Genomic DNA, 18,305 nt, shown 5'->3' with positions numbered 1-18,305 from the left:
GGAGGCATAAACTGCCTTCGGGATGATGCTATACGTTGCATGATTTCATTTTTGGTGCGGCGGACAAATGGCAAGCAAAACGCCTGAAAGGCGAACGGAAGACATGACGAAGCCCGCGATCGGTGAGGCCGAAAAGATCATTGAGGAGCTGATGCAGCTCCACCCCAAGGGGTTCGATCTTTCACTCGACAGAATTTCCCGTCTTCTCGAAAAACTCGGCAGTCCCCAGAACAGAATGCCGCCGGTGATCCATGTGGCCGGCACAAATGGCAAGGGTTCGGTCACGGCCTTCTGCCGTGCCCTGCTGGAGGCGGCAGGGCTTTCCGTCCACGTGCATACATCGCCGCATCTTGTGAACTGGCATGAGCGGTACCGTATCGGCGTGGCCGGCGATAAAGGTCGTTATGTTGAAGACGAGATCTTTGCGGACGCGCTGCGCCGCATTGAAACTGCCAATGCCGGTCAGATGATAACGGTTTTCGAAATTCTGACTGCGGCGATGTTCGTGCTTTTTGCGGAACAACCCGCCGATGCCGCCGTCGTAGAGGTTGGCCTAGGCGGTCGATTCGATGCAACCAATGTAATCAACCACCCAGCCGTCTCCGTCATCATGCCGATCTCGCTCGATCATCAGGCCTATCTCGGTGACCGCGTGGAGCTGATAGCCGCCGAAAAGGCCGGCATCATGAAAAAGGGTTCGCCCGTCGTCATCGGTCATCAGGAATATGATGCGGCGCTCGAAACGCTGATTGCCACGGCGGAGCGGCTCGGTTGCCCGGTATCCGTCTACGGGCAGGATTTTTCCGCCCATGAAGAATTCGGCCGCATGGTTTATCAGGACGAGTTCGGCCTGGCCGATGCGCCGTTGCCACGACTTCCCGGCCGTCACCAGCTTGCCAATGCCGCTGCCGCGATCCGCGCCGTCAAGGCCGCCGGTTTCGAGGTGACGGAACGGATGATCGAAAAGGCCATGACCACGGTGGAATGGCCCGGCCGTCTGCAGCGTATCCTGTCCGGCAAAATCGCTGAAATGGCCCCTAAGGATGCGGAAATCTGGGTCGATGGCGGTCATAACCCCGGCGCGGGCGAGGTTATCGCCGAGGCGATGGCTGGCTTTGAGGAAAAGATAGCACGCCCGCTCTTCATCATTGCGGGCATGATCAACACCAAGGATCCGGTGGGTTATTTCAAGGCCTTCGCCGATATCGCCGAATATGTCTTCACGGTGCCGATCGGCGGCACGGATGCGGCGATCGACCCCGTGGTACTTGCCCATGCCGCCTTCGATGCCGGTCTTGTTGCGGCACCCACCTCGTCTCTCACGCATGCCTTGGAAGAGCTGACGCGCCGCTTTGATCCCGAAGGACCAGCGCCGCGCATCCTGATCGGCGGCTCGCTTTACCTTGCGGGCAATGCGCTTGCCCTGAACGGCACGGTTCCCCAATAAAAAAGCCCGGCATCACTGCCGGGCTTTTTTCATTCCATCGATATTGCTTATGCGGCGCCGGAAATCCAGGCGGAAAGCGCTGTCTTGGGAGCAGCGCCAACCTTGATATCAGCCACTTCGCCGCCCTTGAACATGGCAAGGGTCGGGATCGAGCGCACGCCGAACTGGGCCGCCAGTTCCGGGTTTTCGTCGATGTTGAGCTTTGCGACCTTGACCTTGCCGGCCAGCTCGGACGAAATTTCCTCAAGGCTTGGCGCGATCATCTTGCACGGGCCGCACCATTCGGCCCAGAAATCCACCACGACGGGTTCGGCGGATTCGAGGACTTCGGACTGGAAGTTGGCGGCATCGACTTTTACGGTAGCCATATCTGGCTCTCCTTTCAGCTAATCTTTTCCGCTATCGATGTGATGCGGGCGCGTCGGAATTTCAATGCCCCGGTATCTCACTTTGTCTTTATTGCGGCAAGGGCCTCTCTCATCGCATCGTCTTCGACTGCCACAAAAGTGGCATTTTCCGTATAGATCAGCGCACAGACAAATTTCTTGCCGGGATAGAGCGATGCTAGAATTTCGCGATAGATGGCAAGCTGCGCCGTGTGGGAGAAAGGTATTTCACGCGCTTCGCGCGGCGGCACGCGGTTGGTCTTGTAATCGACCAGAATGACGCGATCACCATCCACGGCCAGCCGGTCGACGCGGCCGGAGACGGCATATTGCTGCCTGCCGATCGTCATCGTGCCCATGATCGACACTTCCGCGCGGCTGTTGGCGGAGAAGGCCGGTTGTACCGCCGGTTCGGACATGACGCGCAGAACCGCTCGTATCAAATGTTCGCGCTCGGCAGCAGGCCAAAAACGAGCCGCACGCTCCGCATAACGGCGCGCAGCCGCTTCCCGCTCCTCCTCGGTAAAATCCGGCAGGGCTTGCAGCATGCGATGCACTAGCCTACCGCGCTGCAGCGCCAGCGACGAGACATCGGTTTTCTCGCCGAAAAGCGGCGAACGCACGGCGAGATCGTCCGCGCCGTCATCAATGATGGTGCCGGCACCGGACGGGCTGAGCGGTCTCGGCAGGGAGGGCAGTGCCGGCAAGGGAGCGAGAAGTCCCGCCGGAAGGGCGTATTCTTCCTGCTGCTGCGTTTCTGGTAGCTTTTGCGGGACAGATGTCGTGCGAGCCTCGGATTTACGCCAGACAAGCCCCTGCCATTCCTCGCCATCCGCCATGAAAAGCTGCGGCTTGCAATGGTCTTCATTGTTGGCAAGCGCCGCCTTGACGATGGCATGCCAGCATTCGGGATTTTCCTTCTGGCCGCGATAACCGCAGACGACGAGATGATCAGCAGCGCGCGTCATCGCCACATAAAGCAGCCGTCGATATTCGTCTTCGGCGGCCGTCTTCAGTCGTTCTTCATCCGAGCGGATGAGATGGTTGGAAAAACCGCTGCCGGGTAGCCACACCGGGAAAGCGTCCTCACCCGCTTCGACGAAGCGCAGTTTCGGCACATGGCTGTGGTTGAAGGCTTTCGAACCGCCATCAACGACAAAAACAACCGGCGCTTCCAGGCCCTTGGAGGCGTGCACGGTCATGATGCGCACTTCGCCGCGATCCTTGTCCTGCTCGCGCTTCACTTCAGGAGAATCGGTTTCCAGAACGGACAAAAAGGCCTGCAGGCCGGGCAGGCCGGTTCTTTCGTGATCCAGCGCAAAGGACAGGAACTCATCCAGAACGTCGCTCGCCTCGTTGCCAAGCCGGCCGAGAAATTTTTTGCGCCCGTCATGCAGGGTCAGGACCGCTGCAAAGAAATCATGCACCGTGGCCGTTTTCGAAAGCGCGATGAAGCCTTCCAGCTTGGCGGCAACGGTGGAAAGGTGACTATTCTCTTCCTGCGAAAGGATTTGCAGCCGTTTCCAGACGCTTTCCGTTTCCGATCGCGTGGCGGCAATGTCGAAAACGTCATCTTCTGTCAGGTTGAAGAGCGGGCTTTTCAAAAGTGCGGCGAGTGAAAGGTCATCTTCGGGCAGGACAACGAAATGGCCGAGCGCCAGAAGGTCCTGCACGGCAATGTGGTCGGTCAGGCGAAGACGGTCGGCACCAGCAACGGGAATGTTCTTGCGCCCTTTCAACTCCCGGGTCAGCGCATTAACGAAGGCATGGCGTTTTCTGACGAGCACCAGAATATCGCCGGGCTCGACGGTACGCTCGACACCTTTCTCGATAATGGTTTCGTTTCCGATCATATCGGCGATGCGCGCGGCGATACGGCGGGCAACGATGGTGGCCGGCGCACTTTCCCGCAGCGCATCGAAGGGGGCAGTCCAATCCTCTTCGTCTTCAGTGGTTTCCGGCGCCACCATGTCCCACACTTCCACAGTGCCCGGATGACCGGCCCGGTTGGATCGGTGTTCCACCGGTTCGTTATCGGCGCTGAGACCGCTGGCGTTATTCGGGTCTGAAAACACCTGGTCGACAGCGGCCAGCACATCCTGCGTGGACCGGAAGGATAGCGGCAGGCGGATGCGGTGAAAGGCCTGCTCCACAGAATCGACGCGCCTTTTGGTCTCTTCGCGCTCCTGCGAAAACCGTTCCGGCCGCGCACCCTGGAATGAATAGATCGACTGTTTTTCATCGCCCACGGCAAACAGCGTGCGCCGTCCCAAGCGGGCGCTCTCGCCCGTGAAGAAATCCGCCGCCAGCGACTGGATGATCGACCATTGCACCGGGCTCGTATCTTGCGCCTCGTCGACCAGAATATGGTCGATGCCCTGATCCAGTTTGTAATGCACCCAGGCCCCCGCCGTATCGCGGTTGAGGAGGTTGGCGGCGCGCTCGATCAGATCTTCGAAATCGAGCTGGCTTCGCTGTTTCTTCAGGTCTTCGAAATCGCCGATCAGCCTTTCGGCCAGAACAAGGGCGCATTTTGTCGCCGCCAGCATCCGCACCAGACGATAACGATTGCGGCAGGAAACAACATGGTCACGCGCCAGCGTCAGCGCATCGAGAAGCTCGGGGGCGGATTTCTGCATGCCCTTGTTGATGACATAGGCATCCGATTTCTTTTCCCCCTTGGCTGTCAGCAGCGCCGCTTCGATGAATTCCATCCGCTGGACGGGGTCCGGTTGGCGTTTTACTTCCCTGAGCGCATAAGCGACATCGATGACGCGTGTTCCGCCCACCTCGTCGGCAAGGGCCAGATAGGTATCGAGCGCGAGGCCGGAGAGGCCGGGCAGAGGCCAGAAGGCGGCTGCCGCGGTTTCTTCGGTTTCCCCATGGCCGATCTGCATCGCCTGCCGCAACCGGGCATCGATGCCGCCTGACTGTTTGGCGTCCAGAAGAAAGGCGCGAAGGGCGCTGCGGTTGGCGATGATGGCGGAGAGCAGTGATTCCAGCCCGCTTTCGTCGGCGAGATCAAGCACATAGGCAAGTGACTGCGCCAGTTCCGCATCGCTTTCTGTCGAAACCGCCGTCAGAAGCGTACGACGCGCCTCGGCCAGCAGCGTGGTCGCGGCGCGGTCATCGAGAACGGAGAAATGGCCGGCGACATTGGCTTCCAGCGGAAACTGGTGCAGCAACGCCTCGCAGAAGGCGTGGATGGTCTGGATTTTCAGCCCGCCCGGTGTTTCCAGCGCCTTGGCAAACAGCCTGCGCGCTTCGGCAAGCTTGATGCGATCCGGCGCCTTGCCTTCGATGGTGGCGATACGGTCCTTAAGATCGGAATCCGGCAAAGTAGCCCATTCCGCCAGACGGTCGAAAACACGGCTCGACATTTCCGACGCCGCGGCCTTGGTATAAGTGAGGCACAAAATCGCCGAGGGCCGGCAGCCGGCCAGAAGCAGGCGAATGACGCGCTGGGTCAGGACATGGGTCTTGCCTGAGCCGGCATTGGCCGACACCCATGCGGAACTGGCGGGATCGGAGGCAAGCCGCTGCCGGGCGCTGGTCCAGTCGATCCAGCTTTCAGGCGTGTCGGCGGCGGGGCCGGCGTCGAAGGGATCAATCGTCATCGCCGTCTCCCGGTTCTGCCGTCGACCATTCCGAAACGCGGGCGAGGTGGTCATATTCCCCGCCATAGGATTGCTGCTCCTCAGGCACCAGCCGTGAGGCAAAACCATTCTCGCCTTCGCGCAGAGAATGAACGAATTTGGTGAGCTGTTCGATCGATTCCGTGGCGAGCTCAATCGCCGATTTCGGCGGTCTTTTGCTGCTTCGGCTGGAATGTTCGTTATTGACCTGATCGGCAAAGAAGCGCTCGCCCGGCCGCAGGCGAACATAGATGAGATTGTCAGGCGTGGGCGAACCGGCTTCGCGGAAGGCGCCGCGCATCAGCGCTGCGGCTTCCAGCGCAAGCTGTGGATCAAGCAGCGCGCGCGCCTGATTGACGGAAGGCGCAAGCCCCGTCTTGTAATCGATAATATCCGCCTGGCCGTTCGTCTTGATGTCGATGCGGTCGGCGATCCCGGTCAGCCTTATGCCCGCCTCGGCGATTTCCTGCCCGGCGCGTGCCTCGAAAAAGCTGTGGCGGATGGACGGATGCCTTTCCTTCTCCCAGTCGATGAAGGCGCGGGCCACCGCCGCAAAACGCGGCCGCCAGATGACATCCACATGGGGAGGCAGGTTTTCCGCGTCGAAACACTCATCGAGAATGCGTTGCATGGCCGCGAGCGAGGCCGGTGTACCGGGAATATGCGCCTCGCGGGAATAACGCTCGATGATCGCGTGATAGAGCGTGCCGCGATCGGCGGCGTTCGGATCGCGGTTGAAGGGGTCAAGCGGGTCCAGCTTCAGGATGCGCCGCGCATAGATCGAATAGGGGTCGCGGCGCAGGCGGCTCACTTCGCTGAAGGAATAGCGCGTTGGCTGCAACTCGGCCGGCGGCTTCGGGGCAGGGCGCTTTGCCGCTTCCTGATCGATACTTTCATCCATCAATCCTGCCCAATGGCGATAGGTCTCGCCGCGCTTCTTCAGGCTTTCGGCAAATTTCTCGCCGCCCAGCGCCAGAAGACGCTGCAGCCAGCGTGAGGCGACGGCGGGTGTCGAGCCCTGCCTCAGCGCGCGGGTGTAAAAAATCTGCCGGGTGCCATTTGCCATCTCGAAATCATGCGCCAGCTGGCCGATACGCCGTTCCGGCGGCTCCAGCCCAATCGCGGTCTTCATGGTGCGGGACAGAAACGGATTATTCGCTGTCTGGCCGGGCCAGAGCCCTTCATTGAGGCCGCCGATCACGACGGTGTCGACACTTTGCAGCCGTGCCTCAAGGGCGCCGAAGATGAAAATGCGCGGGTGGCGCATCGATCGTGGCTTGATCGATTCACCGGCCACCAGTGCCGCAAAAATATCGATCCATTGCGGTCCGTCCGCGTCGAGGATTTCGCCGTTTTCCATCAATTCGCCGAACAGCTCGGAAAGCTTGTCTCCCGCTTCACCGGACCAGAGTGCGGCAAGATCGTTGTTTTCATCCGCACAGATGGCTTCAATCACGCGGCCCGTCCGCTCCGCCCAGACGGACAGTGGCAATTTATCGGTGAAGGCGCGGCCGGATCGATCTCTGCGGATAAAGGCGGAGCCGAGCGGCTCGGTCGCAACGGCGATCCGCCGCGCCAGATCGCGCCCGGCCTCCGCGCTTGCCTGCGGCAGGGCCAGCCGCCAGGCGGGCGGGGGCCGGTCATCGCGCTGCGCCGCAAGCTGCGCATCCAGAACCGCTTTCAGATTGCCGATTTCGGTTTCCACACGGCCGCCGCGCCGCGCCATCAGCTCCAGCGCTTTCGAGGCTTTCGCGAAAGCTTCATCGGAAAGCCCGAAACGGCTGAGCGGATGTTTCAGGAGGGAAATAATTGGCACGGGGTCTCCGGGCCTGAGGATGGCCTCCAGCGCCAGTTGCGTCAGCCCGGCTTGCGGGGTGGCGGAAAGCGGCGTACCGGCCGAGTCGTCGGCGTCGATGCCGAAGCGCTGTAATTCCGTCGCCACGCGTCGCGCCAGTCCGCGGTCCGGTGTAATCAATGCTGCCTGCGATGGACGGCCAGCACCCGGTGCTTCAAGGGCCAGCCGCAAAGCCACTGCGATGGCCGTTGCCTCCTCGCGCTCATTGGCGGCTTCAATAAGCGTGGCGGTTGCGAAAGCATCGTCGAAAAAGCCGGGTTGCCTGTCTTCGCGCCAGCGATTCCAGTCGCTGGTGGATTTGGCCGGTGCGAGTGCGGCCGAAAACACCGCTGCGCGCTTTTCCAGATCGCCGTCAATGGCGCCAATCTGATCCACGTCATCGCGCAGGATGCCGAGCTTCTGCAACAGCATATAAAGCCCGTATTGCGAATGGGTGCGGCTCGAAGGATCGGTGGGGTCCTCGGCAATCGCCTGCCATTGTTCCTCCGGCATGGCGAGATCGAGGCCAGGAAGCACAACGGTGCCTTGCGGCAGGGCGGCAACGGCAGCGATGAGATCGGCTGCCGCAGGAATGGAGCCCGTCGACCCTGCGACGATGATGGGTCCCGTATCCGGCAAATTGGCAAGCCGGTTAGCTTCCGCCCGCAGGATGGCGTTGCGATGCCGGCCGGCGGAGGAACGGTTGAGTTCGGCAAGCCGCGCCGGCCAGAAGACGCTGGCGATCCGCAGGAAGTCCGCAGTCAGCTGCCACCATTGAGCGTGATCGCCAGTATCGAGATGCTGAAGCGCTTCCCAGTCCTTTTCTTCGGTATCCATCGCATCGATCACCTCGCCAAGCGCACGCGCCAGCCATATAGCATCGGCGGGGCTGGCGGGGGGGACAAGCGGCGAATCGGAATGGATGGCCCGGATGGCGTCCGGCAGGCTGTTGCGCCAGGCGAGAATGAGACGCGCCAGTTCGATGAGCCGGCCGGTGCCGGAAATCGGTGGCGCCAGATCCATGATCTCAGGGTTTTCGATCTCGAAGAAGCCGCTATCGTCATCTGTCTCACCCAGAGGCCGGATCAGCGGCAGAATGGCGGATCGGCCGCCTAGAAGATCGACGAATTCGGAGCGCAGCACGCGGGCGGAGCGCCGCGTCGGCACATAGATCGTCACCTTGGCAAGCGATAGCGGATCGGCCGGGTCGTATTTATAGCCTGATGTCAGCGTCCCATCACACAGCGTTTCCGCGAGCGTCCTGAGGAACGGTGTTCCCGCGGCGATCGTCAGGACGCGCTTTGCGTGGTGAGTAAGGGTCATGCAGAGCGTTTTTCCCTGAATTGCCGGATAATGCTTTCGGCGTCTTCTATTGCGTCGGGCGTGCCGACCGTAATCCAGTGGCCATCCAGAGAAAGCCCGAAAAGCCGGTCTTTTCCGATGGCGCGATCGAAATAGATATTGAGGTTGAAGGCATCCACCGGCGCATCGTCCAGCAGTCGCGAATCCATGGCGATGGCGCCCGCATAAACTACCGGGGTTGGGTCGCCATCGCGATACCGCGCCAGTTTTCCGTCATCCGCCAGGTTGAAATCCCTCTTCCCGTTGTGTCCGGTGGTGCGATCCATGTCGACGCAGAGCAGCGCCATATCCATGCGGGCGGGATCGAAGAATTGCGCAAGCTTGCGCAGGTTGCTGACCGCATTCAACTGTTCGCCGATCCAGAAAAGATCGGCATTCATGACGAAGACCGGGCCGGGTTCCAGAAGCTTCAGGCCCTTGGCAAGTCCGCCACCGGAATTCATCAGCTGCGACTGCTCGTCGGAAATCAGGATTTCGGCGTCGGTGCGGTTTTCGAGATGAGCAATCATCTGTTCGGCGTGGTGATGCACATTGACGACGATTGTCTCGGCACCGGCTTCGACAAGGGAATCGAGCGCGTAGTCGATCATCGGCTTGCCGGCGATTTTCACGAGCGGCTTCGGGATCGTATCCGTGATCGGGCGCATCCGCGTGCCAAGCCCGGCGGCCAGCACCATCGCGTTTTTGATCGTCATCGTGGTCAACCGTCTTTCAGTCGTTAAATTCGATGCCTATGCGCAGGCACCAGTCTCTGAGCGGTGCGAGTTCCGGATGCGAAAGCGCTGCACTGAGATAGCGGAACGTCCTCGGCATATGTTTCATATAACCGGGTTTTCGATCCCGTTCCAACAGCCTCACCCAGATACCGGCGAGCTTGCAGTTGCGTTGCGCCGACATGATGGCGAAAGCCTTGAGGAAAGCGGCCTCATCGAAAGGCGTGCTTCTTCTGTTCTCGAGATAGTGCGAAAGCAGGCGCGCTTGCAGTTCGGGGGAGATGGTAACGCGGGCATCCTGCACGATGGAAGCGACATCATAGGCGGTCGGGCCGATCATCGCATCCTGAAAATCGATCAGGCCGACTTGCCGTATGCCGCTGTTTTGCGGCTGCCATATAAGGTTGGGTGAATGGAAATCGCGCAGCACAAGTCCCGTCTCACAGTCGGCGAGCTGGTCGATCAGCCTGTCCCATAGAGCGTAATAGTCGCTCTTTTCGCTATCGGTGAGGGGCTTGCCGCGTTTATGCGGCAGATACCATTCCGCCAGCAGCGAAACCTCGATCTTCATCGCCTGCCGGTCGAAGGGGGGAACCTCATAGGCGCTGCCGTCACCCACTGGCAGCAGGTCGGGCCGCGAGGCCTCGTGAAGGGCCGCGAGACAGGCGACGCTTTGCAGATAGCGGTCCTCTATCGGCGTCCCGTCAGGCGCCAGCACGCCCTCCCGCCCGAGGTTTTCCAGCAGGAGAATGCCCTGATCGGTATCCGCCGCCAGAATCTCCGGCGCGCAAAAGCCGCTATTTCTCAGATAATTGCCAATAGCCACGAAGGAACGCGCATCCTGGGCAAGATGGGCGATTTCCGCATAGGTCTTGCCTTCAGCGACGATCGCCCCTCGCATGGGGCGGCGCCAGTCCATCAGGATAAGATCCGGCCCACCAGTTGAAACGGTCTCATAGGCGCGTGTGGAAGCATCGCCGCTTAGAAAGCGCCGGGCCGCATCGCCCCTGCCATTTTTCGCGAGAAATGCGCGGATGGCGAAAACCCGCTCAAGCCGTGCTTTCAGTTTTGCCGGAGCCTCGATGGAGGCGAGCCGCCCTTCGCCGGAATGTGTCAACGTAAGGGTTACGGTCTGTTCCGGCGGCAGAATATCAGTGGCGATATCCGGCCACTCGATCAGGCAGATGCCGTCCTCCAGCATCTCATCAATGCCGAGCTCGTCCAGCTCGGAAACATCCGAAAGCCGGTAAAGATCAAGATGGGCGACGGGAATGCGGGCGTCATAAGTCTGGATGATCGTGAAGGTGGGGCTCGGCACTTCGAGATCAGGCTCATCCGCCACTGCGCGGATGAAGGCTCGGGCGAGCGTGGATTTGCCGGTGCCGAGATCGCCGATGAGTGCGAGACAATCGCCGGGTTTCAAGGCCAGTGCGAGGTCTTCACCGAGCCTGATGGTGTCCTTTTCTCCCTCAAGGGGAATGGTGATCGGCAAGATGTCTTCGCTCATTCTGCGGCGATGGAATGCGGCCGTGTGCCGGAAGGAATGCGGCACGTGACGATGGTGCCGTTGCCGGGTCGGCTGTCGATGCTGACAGTGCCATGGTGCAGGCTGACGAAGCTTTCCACGATGGAAAGGCCAAGCCCTGCACCGGTTCGCCGCCCGCCATTGCCGCGCGTCGCGAAGCGGTCGAACACGCTCTTCAGCATGTCTTCAGGAATACCCGGACCCTTGTCCGCCACCGAGAACACGAAGTCACCTTCGCTGCGCTGGCAGGAGAGCTGAACTGAAGACCCTTCCGGGGCGAAATTGATCGCGTTGGTCAGCAGCTTGATGAGAATCTGCTTCAGCCGCTGGTGATCGGCCACGAGACTCCCGAGATGGGCCGGTGCAACGATCTCGAGCGAAATGCCGCTTTCCTGCAGCCGGTCGGCGATCTGCACCGAAACGTCTTCAAGCAACTCATTCAGATCATTATCCGAATAATTGAGCTGCATGATGCCGGCATCCACGGTCGCGAGATCGAGAATATCGTTGACGATGGTCAGGAGAACCGAGGAGGAGGTGGAAATATGGTCGAGATATTCCGCCTGCCGGTCCGTCAACTGGCCGATGCCGGGTGTCTTCAGGAGGTCGGTGAAACCGATGATATTCGTCAGCGGCGAGCGCAGCTCGTAGGAAACATGCTGCACGAAATCGTTCTTCAGCTCGTCGGCCTTCAAAAGCGCGTCGTTCTTTTCCTTGAGCGCCCGCTCGGCCCGCACGCTGTCGGTCATGTTGACGAAGGTCAGCATGGTCTGTGAATCGGGCAGCGGAATGATGGCATAGTCGAGCACAAGGCCGGAAAGCAGTTCCAGCGTTCCCTGTCGCGAGGGCCGCTCATCATCGAAGCTGGTAATGAACTGGCTGAAGGCGCGCCAGCCGTCCGGCCTGTCATAAGATTGTGTGCAGGCGGTTTCGAGGGCGCGGATATGGGTGCCAGTCTCAGCCTGTTCCGCGGTCACGCCCCAGAGCGCCCGGAATGCCGGGTTGGAGAGGCGAATGCGCCCATCCGCACCGAACACGGCGACACCTTCGGCCAGATGGTCGATGGTTTCGCCCTGCACCTTCACCAGCGTGTTGTAGCGCATCTGCAGGTCGACCTGCTCGGTCAGGTTCTCGAAAACCCAGGTCGCGCCGCCCTGCGGATGGGCGGTTGCAATAACCCGCAGGGTCTGGCCGTTCGGCAGGTGCCAGAGATCGGTCTTGGTATCCAGCGAACGGTAGACGGAAAGCGCCGCCTCTTTCCAGTTCTTCCAATTCAGCTGCTCCGGCAATTTGCCGGCGGTGCGCAGCCTGTCCAGAAGCTCGGAATTATCAGGGCTGGATTCGAGGAAAACGAGGTCGAAACCCCAGAGAGCCGCGAAAGCCTGATTGTAGAATTGCAGCCGCTGCCGGCCGTCGAAAATGGCGACGGGCGTTGCCAGATGATCGAGCGTTTCAGCGTGACTTTTCAGAACCCGCTTGAGTTCCTCGCTGATGGTTTCGGCTTCCGTTGCGTCGATAGCGATGCCAGCCGAACCGCCGGCTGTCTTGATATCCACGACGTCAAAGAAGGTGCGGTTTCCGGAAACAACCGTCGAAATACGGTCGTGATAGGGTGATTCCGGTGTCGCGGCCGCGCGTATCTTCTGCCGGGTAACCGTGTTCAGCAGCTCGCGTTTCTCATGAACGGCCTGGTCGGCGTCGCGTGCATCCACAGCATGCGCATAAGCGTGGTTGACCCAGGTGAGTTCGCCTTCGCCATTGCGCCGCCAGACGGGTTGTTCGATGGAATCCAGAAGCTCCTGAAATGTGGAGACCGAAGCGATCAGGCGCTCGCGCTCCACCTGCAATTCAGCCAGTTCCGCGCGCAGATTGTTGAGCGCGATGAAACGGGCAAAGGCATTGCCGCCGGAAACCCGGCCTTGAACTTCAATGACTTCGCCGCGCTGCGTTTCGATGGTCAGATCGAAACTCTGCGCATGGCTGCGGAGTTTTTCGATGGATTTTTCAAGCTGGCTTGCGGATGCCGGTTTCAGCCAACGGCCAAAGGCCAGAAAATCGTGATCCGCCTGCGGCACACCCGTTTCAGCCGGCAATTGTCCGAGAAATTCCGGCCGCTTGTCTGCGCCGTCCCAGATGACGATGCGGCGGCTCTTGTCGGAAATCAGCGCCTCGTATTTCGCGATCTTGTGGTGGGACTGGGCAAGCGCCTGACGGTATTCGCTGCTCTCCGCCTCGATATTGCCCCGCTGCCGCACCAGCCAGACAACGGAAAACAGCGTGGCCGAAAGCATGCCGACGAAAAGCGAATAGGTGATTGTTTCTCCGGATGAAAATAGCCGCGCGCCGGTCTTTGCCACAAGCCCGTCCTGCGCCAGCGCCATGCTTGCCGAGCCGGCCAGAACCGTGCCCGACATCAGAACGGGAAGCCTCGCAAAGCCTGTCCGAACCGCACTGAATACCAGCCGGCAACGCGCAAGAGCCGCGCTCAATGCCACGCCAGCATGCGTGTTTTCAACGCGTTGAACTGTCTGCTCGCGCAGATCCGAATTGTGAACCGTCATCCCCGGTCTGTCTCCGTCCTATGTGCCGCATCTTCGACAAGACATCCCATTTCGTCCCCGCCGCCCTTTGGCGTGTCCGAATCAAGTCTGATGACAATACCGCCTTCATAAATCTGCGGAAAGGGAGCGCGCAAAAAAGATGCCGCGCACTTTGTCAAGTGCGCGGCATCTAGATGTTGTGTAATTTCAGTGGATATTAACTATGATATTAATATCTGTAGTGTTCAGCCTTGAACGGACCTTCCTTCGAGATGCCGATATAATCAGCCTGAAGGTCGGAAAGTTCGGTTAGGCGCACGCCAAGCTTCTCGAGATGAAGGCGTGCGACCTTCTCGTCGAGGTGCTTCGGCAGCACGTAAACCTCGTTCTTGTATTCGCCCTGCTTGGTGAAGAGCTCGATCTGGCCCAGCACCTGGTTGGTGAAGGACGCCGACATCACGAAGGACGGGTGACCGGTGGCGTTGCCGAGGTTCAGCAGGCGGCCTTCCGAGAGCAGGATGATGCGGTTACCCTTCGGGAACTCGATCATGTCGACCTGCGGCTTGATGTTCGTCCACTTGAGGTTACGCAGCGATGCGACCTGAATTTCATTATCGAAATGGCCGATATTGCCGACGATGGCCATGTCCTTCATCTCGCGCATATGCTCGATGCGGATCACGTCCTTGTTGCCTGTCGTGGTGATGAAGATATCTGCAGACGAGATGACGTCTTCCAGGCGAACGACTTCGAAACCGTCCATGGCAGCCTGAAGCGCGCAGATCGGGTCGATTTCGGTGACCTTCACGCGGGCGCCGGCGCCCTGCAGCGAAGCGGCAGAACCCTTGCCCACATCGCCGTAACCGCAGACCACGGCAACCTTGCCGGCCATCATCACGTCGGTTGCGCGGCGAATGCCGTCGACGAGCGATTCCTTGCAGCCATACTTGTTGTCGAACTTCGACTTGGTGACGCTGTCGTTGACGTTGATGGCCGGGAAGGGCAGCAGGCCCTTCTTGCTGAGATCGTAAAGACGGTGAACGCCGGTCGTCGTTTCTTCCGTCACGCCCTTCAGCGCGTCGCGCTGTTTGGTGAACCAGCCGGGGGAAGCCTTGAGGCGCTTGTTGATCTGCGCGAAGAGGATTTCCTCTTCTTCCGAACCGGGATTGGACAGAACGTCCTCGCCGGCTTCAGCGCGTGCGCCGAGCAGGATATACATGGTGGCGTCGCCGCCATCGTCAAGGATCATGTTGGAGAGGCCGCCATCGGCCCACTGGAAGATCCTGTCGGTATATTCCCAATATTCCGTCAGGCTTTCACCCTTGACCGCGAAGACCGGAATGCCGGCCGCCGCAATTGCCGCCGCCGCATGATCCTGCGTCGAGAAAATGTTGCAGGAGGCCCAGCGAACATCCGCGCCCAGTTCCTTCAGCGTCTCGATGAGAACGCCGGTCTGGATCGTCATGTGAAGAGAACCGGTGATACGTGCGCCCTTCAGGGGCTTGCTTTCGCCGAATTCCTTGCGGCAGGACATCAGGCCCGGCATTTCGGTTTCGGCAATGTCCAGCTCCTTGCGGCCGAACGCGGCAAGGTTGATATCGGCGACGATGTAGTCCTTCTCAAGGCTCATGAAGTTCTCCAGATCAGAAACGCCGCGCCTTGCGGCCCGGCTTTTAAACGTAGCAGCGGTTTAGCAGGCCACGAACGATCTGGCAATGATGATATAAAGAAGTCTTTATGTCTTTATATGGTGCCGGCTCAGGCTTCTTCGCCGAAGCGGTCGGCGACCAGCGCCTCGAGCGCTTCGATCGCTTCTTTCGCCTGATTGCCGCTTGCCTCGACATAGACGCTGCATCCGGGGCTTGCCGCCAGCATCATAAGACCCATGATCGAGGTGCCGCCAACGGTCATGCCGTCTTTGGAAACCGTGATCGTCGCGTCGAAACCTTCGACCATCTGCACGAATTTGGCGGATGCCCGGGCGTGAAGACCGCGTTTATTGATGATCGGTAGTTCCCGGGTAAATGGCGACATGGGCTGACTTCTTATTTACCGCTCAAAACGCGGCTGGCGACGTTGATATATTTGCGGCCGGCATCGGATGCATCCTGAAGGGCCTTGTCCATGTTATCTTCGCTGCGAACGCCGGCAAGCTTGATCAGCATGGGAAGATTAACCCCGGCGATGACTTCGACATTGCCGTTGTTCATGACGGAAATCGCGAGATTGGAGGGCGTGCCGCCGAACATGTCCGTCAGGATGATGACGCCATTGCCATCATTGGCACGCGCAACGGCGTCGATGATGTCCTGCCGGCGCTGATCCATGTCGTCTTCGGGACCGATACAGACCGTCTCGATCAATTTCTGGGGACCGACGACATGCTCCAACGCATGGCGAAACTCCTCAGCCAGCTTGCCATGGGTGACAAGCACTAGTCCGATCATGAAATGCTCCCTTGCACACGCACTCTCATTGCCGACTATCGCAACGCGGCAATCCTGTCCATCGGTGGGATTTCATCTTGATGAGGAAAATGCGAATCGCAAGCCTAAAATCGCCTGAATCACGGTCACTTCACATTCGTTTTAAAAAGATTCTGAGCAAGTGCAGCAAATTTTCCATAGGGCGTAAGACTGGAAAGCGGAATGCGTAAGAGCGGAAGATGCCCGCCGCAGGGTAGCAACAACACCTCGTCATCTTCTGGAAGTCTTGGATTTTCAGGTGAAAGAACTGTCGTGACGGCGAAAAGTAGTGGCGCGCGCGCAATGGTTTTCAACGAAACAATGCCGCTGCCGCGCAATTCCAGCAGGCCGGCGATTGTTTCCGGCCGCTCGGCGATGATGGTTTCGCCGTCGCGATACACGAAAATCTGATCGTCTGCGATCAGTGCGGCCGGCAATCCGCAGCGTTCAGCCTCCGTTAGGAAGCTGAAGGCAAGCTCGCTTTTGCCGCTGCCCGATGGTCCGGCAAAGAGGATGCCGGTGTTTTGAACGACGATGGCAGTGGCGTGAAGGTTGAAGCGTTCAGCGTTCATGGGTTTCGGCCGCCGGCAGCGACAGGGTGAAGCGCGCGCCGGAAATCACGCCATATTTGTCAACGACATTTTCCGCCCGGAGACTGCCGCCATGGGCTTCGGCGATCTGCCGGCTGATGGAAAGGCCAAGGCCCGAATTCTGGCCGAACCCTTCGCTCGCCGGCCGGTCGGTGTAAAAGCGCTCGAAGATCCGGTCGATATCTTCCGCCTGAATGCCGGGGCCGTTGTCCTCCACTTGCACGATGCAGCGATCCTTGTGACGGGAAAGGCGCACGGTGATGCGGCCACTGTCCTCGGCAACGAAAGAGCGTGCATTCTCGATGAGGTTGGTGACGATCTGGCCAATGCGGAGATCGTGGCCGTTCACCACGAACGAGGTCTTTGCGCCCGCTTTCCGGTCGACAGAATAGTCGATCGTCACGCTTTTCTTTTTGGTGCTTATCTGACGGGATATGTCCACCAGCCCTTTCATCAGAACATCGAGATCGAGCGGCGAGGCGTCGGCGCGCGCCAACTCGGCATCGAGCCGCGACGCATCCGAAATGTCGCTGATCAGGCGGTCTAGACGGCGGACATCGTGGAAGATGATCTCGGTCAGGCGCTGCTTGGACTCTTCGGTCTTGGCGCGCGGCAGAGTTTCCACGGCGCTGCGCAGCGAGGTCAGCGGGTTTTTGAGTTCATGGCTGACATCGGCGGCGAAACTTTCGATGGCATCGATACGGTCGTAGAGCGCCGTCGTCATTTCACGCAGCGCAATCGAAAGGTTGCCGATCTCATCCTGGCGCGCCGAGAAATCCGGTATTTCCTCACGCGTCCTTGCCCCGCGGCGCACTCGGATCGCGGCGGCGGAAAGGCGCCGCAGCGGCGTGGCGATGGTGGAGGACAGGAGCAGTGACAGCACGATATTGACCAGCGTGGCGATGCCGAAGACGCGCATGATCGCAAGGCGCTCCGCATGCACGATCTTGTCGATATCGCCCGCCTGCGTCGACAGAAGCAGAACGCCGAGCACGGCCCGGAAGCGCTGTACCGGCACAGCCACAGAAACGATCAGTTCGCCCTTTTCGGTGACGCGCACGACAGCGCCGCGAACACCCGTCAGCGCATTCATCACTTCCGGATAGATCGAGCCGTCGCCACCCGGCGCTTCCTTATATTGCGGCAGGCTGCTGGGCTGCAGCATGCGGTTGAACATGCTGGTGAACCAGTCGCCCCAGGTCTGCGTCTCCGGCGTCACCGGCGGCAGATCGAAACGCAGAACCTGACCGCGCGAATAAAGATGGCGGGAATCGAGCAGCAGGTTGGCGTCGGCATCGAACAGCCGTGCGCGGGTACGCGTCGGCGAGATCAGCCGCCGCAGCACCGGCGCCACCCGCTCCGGATTGATCGGGAAACTCAAATCCTCGTCATTGGGGGCGGGGGTAATGCTCTGCCCCGCCTGCAATTCGAGCAGCTTTTCCGGATTGATGGTGATCGAATTGGTATCGACGGAGGCGGAAGCCGAGACCGCACCGGCAATGATTTCGCCCTGCGTCAACAGGCTTTCCACCCGTGCGTCGATCAGCCCTTCGCGGAACTGGTTGAGATAGAGAATGCCGCCGACCAGAACCACCGTCGCCGCGACGTTGAAGAAAAGAATGCGGCGCGTGAGGCTGGAAAACACCGCATTGCCGAAAATGCGCCGGATGATCGTCAGTGGATGGATACGATGGCGGCGTTCGCTGCCGCGTTCTTCGGCATCGTCGCTGTCCGAGACGGTTTCCGGCGTTTTCTTCAACACGTATTCAAGTCCTCACCACCACTCTTCGGGTGGTCTCTTCCGATTT

12 protein-coding genes are annotated in these 18,305 nt (G+C 59.9%); 1 reads left to right on the top strand and 11 read right to left on the bottom strand.

The genetic code is table 11. The annotated features are described in order from the left end of the window. The first annotated feature begins 67 nt into the window (after window positions 1-67). Complete coding sequence (locus ASB65_RS21220; protein WP_376903975.1) at window positions 68-1,447, top strand: bifunctional folylpolyglutamate synthase/dihydrofolate synthase; 1,380 nt, start codon at window positions 68-70, stop codon at window positions 1,445-1,447. A gap of 47 nt (window positions 1,448-1,494) precedes the next feature. On the opposite strand, the gene trxA is transcribed toward ASB65_RS21220, so the two are convergent. From trxA to chvG, 11 genes are all read right to left on the bottom strand, one after another. Then, window positions 1,495-1,815 (bottom strand): thioredoxin, encoded by a 321-nt coding sequence (trxA, locus tag ASB65_RS21215; protein WP_003505361.1) that lies wholly within the window; start codon window positions 1,813-1,815, stop codon window positions 1,495-1,497. Between the two features lie 77 nt (window positions 1,816-1,892). Further along, on the bottom strand, window positions 1,893-5,450 hold the full coding sequence (addA, locus tag ASB65_RS21210; protein WP_060725285.1) for a double-strand break repair helicase AddA: 3,558 nt from the start codon (window positions 5,448-5,450) through the stop codon (window positions 1,893-1,895). Then, complete coding sequence (gene addB / locus ASB65_RS21205; protein WP_060725284.1) at window positions 5,440-8,625, bottom strand: double-strand break repair protein AddB; 3,186 nt, start codon at window positions 8,623-8,625, stop codon at window positions 5,440-5,442. The genes addA and addB overlap by 11 nt, the downstream gene beginning before the upstream one ends. After that, a complete protein-coding gene (locus ASB65_RS21200; RefSeq protein WP_060725460.1) occupies window positions 8,622-9,359 on the bottom strand; it encodes a nucleotidyltransferase family protein in 738 nt (245 codons plus the stop codon). Before ASB65_RS21200 ends, addB begins: the two co-directional genes overlap by 4 nt. A 16-nt stretch (window positions 9,360-9,375) precedes the next feature. Then, window positions 9,376-10,884, bottom strand: coding sequence for a tRNA (adenosine(37)-N6)-threonylcarbamoyltransferase complex ATPase subunit type 1 TsaE (gene tsaE, locus ASB65_RS21195; protein WP_060725283.1), 1,509 nt, complete (start codon window positions 10,882-10,884; stop codon window positions 9,376-9,378). Then, complete coding sequence (locus ASB65_RS21190; protein WP_060725282.1) at window positions 10,881-13,463, bottom strand: sensor histidine kinase; 2,583 nt, start codon at window positions 13,461-13,463, stop codon at window positions 10,881-10,883. Before ASB65_RS21190 ends, tsaE begins: the two co-directional genes overlap by 4 nt. A 208-nt stretch (window positions 13,464-13,671) precedes the next feature. Next, a complete protein-coding gene (gene ahcY, locus ASB65_RS21185; RefSeq protein WP_020010684.1) occupies window positions 13,672-15,072 on the bottom strand; it encodes an adenosylhomocysteinase in 1,401 nt (466 codons plus the stop codon). Between the two features lie 128 nt (window positions 15,073-15,200). Continuing rightward, window positions 15,201-15,476 (bottom strand): HPr family phosphocarrier protein, encoded by a 276-nt coding sequence (locus ASB65_RS21180; protein WP_003505372.1) that lies wholly within the window; start codon window positions 15,474-15,476, stop codon window positions 15,201-15,203. Between the two features lie 11 nt (window positions 15,477-15,487). Next, on the bottom strand, window positions 15,488-15,889 hold the full coding sequence (locus ASB65_RS21175; protein ID WP_003505374.1) for a PTS sugar transporter subunit IIA: 402 nt from the start codon (window positions 15,887-15,889) through the stop codon (window positions 15,488-15,490). 125 nt (window positions 15,890-16,014) lie between these two features. Next, the gene (locus tag ASB65_RS21170) at window positions 16,015-16,479 is read right to left on the bottom strand and encodes an HPr kinase/phosphorylase (RefSeq protein WP_060725281.1); all 465 of its coding nucleotides are present in this window, start codon (window positions 16,477-16,479) and stop codon (window positions 16,015-16,017) included. Next, the gene (gene chvG, locus ASB65_RS21165) at window positions 16,469-18,259 is read right to left on the bottom strand and encodes a two-component system sensor histidine kinase ChvG (RefSeq protein ID WP_060725280.1); all 1,791 of its coding nucleotides are present in this window, start codon (window positions 18,257-18,259) and stop codon (window positions 16,469-16,471) included. The genes ASB65_RS21170 and chvG overlap by 11 nt, the downstream gene beginning before the upstream one ends. Window positions 18,260-18,305: the final 46 nt, after the last annotated feature.

It is taken from the genome of Agrobacterium tumefaciens str. B6, from assembly GCF_001541315.1.
Taxonomy (GTDB): domain Bacteria; phylum Pseudomonadota; class Alphaproteobacteria; order Rhizobiales; family Rhizobiaceae; genus Agrobacterium; species Agrobacterium radiobacter.
This window is presented reverse-complemented; position numbering and strand designations above follow the sequence as displayed.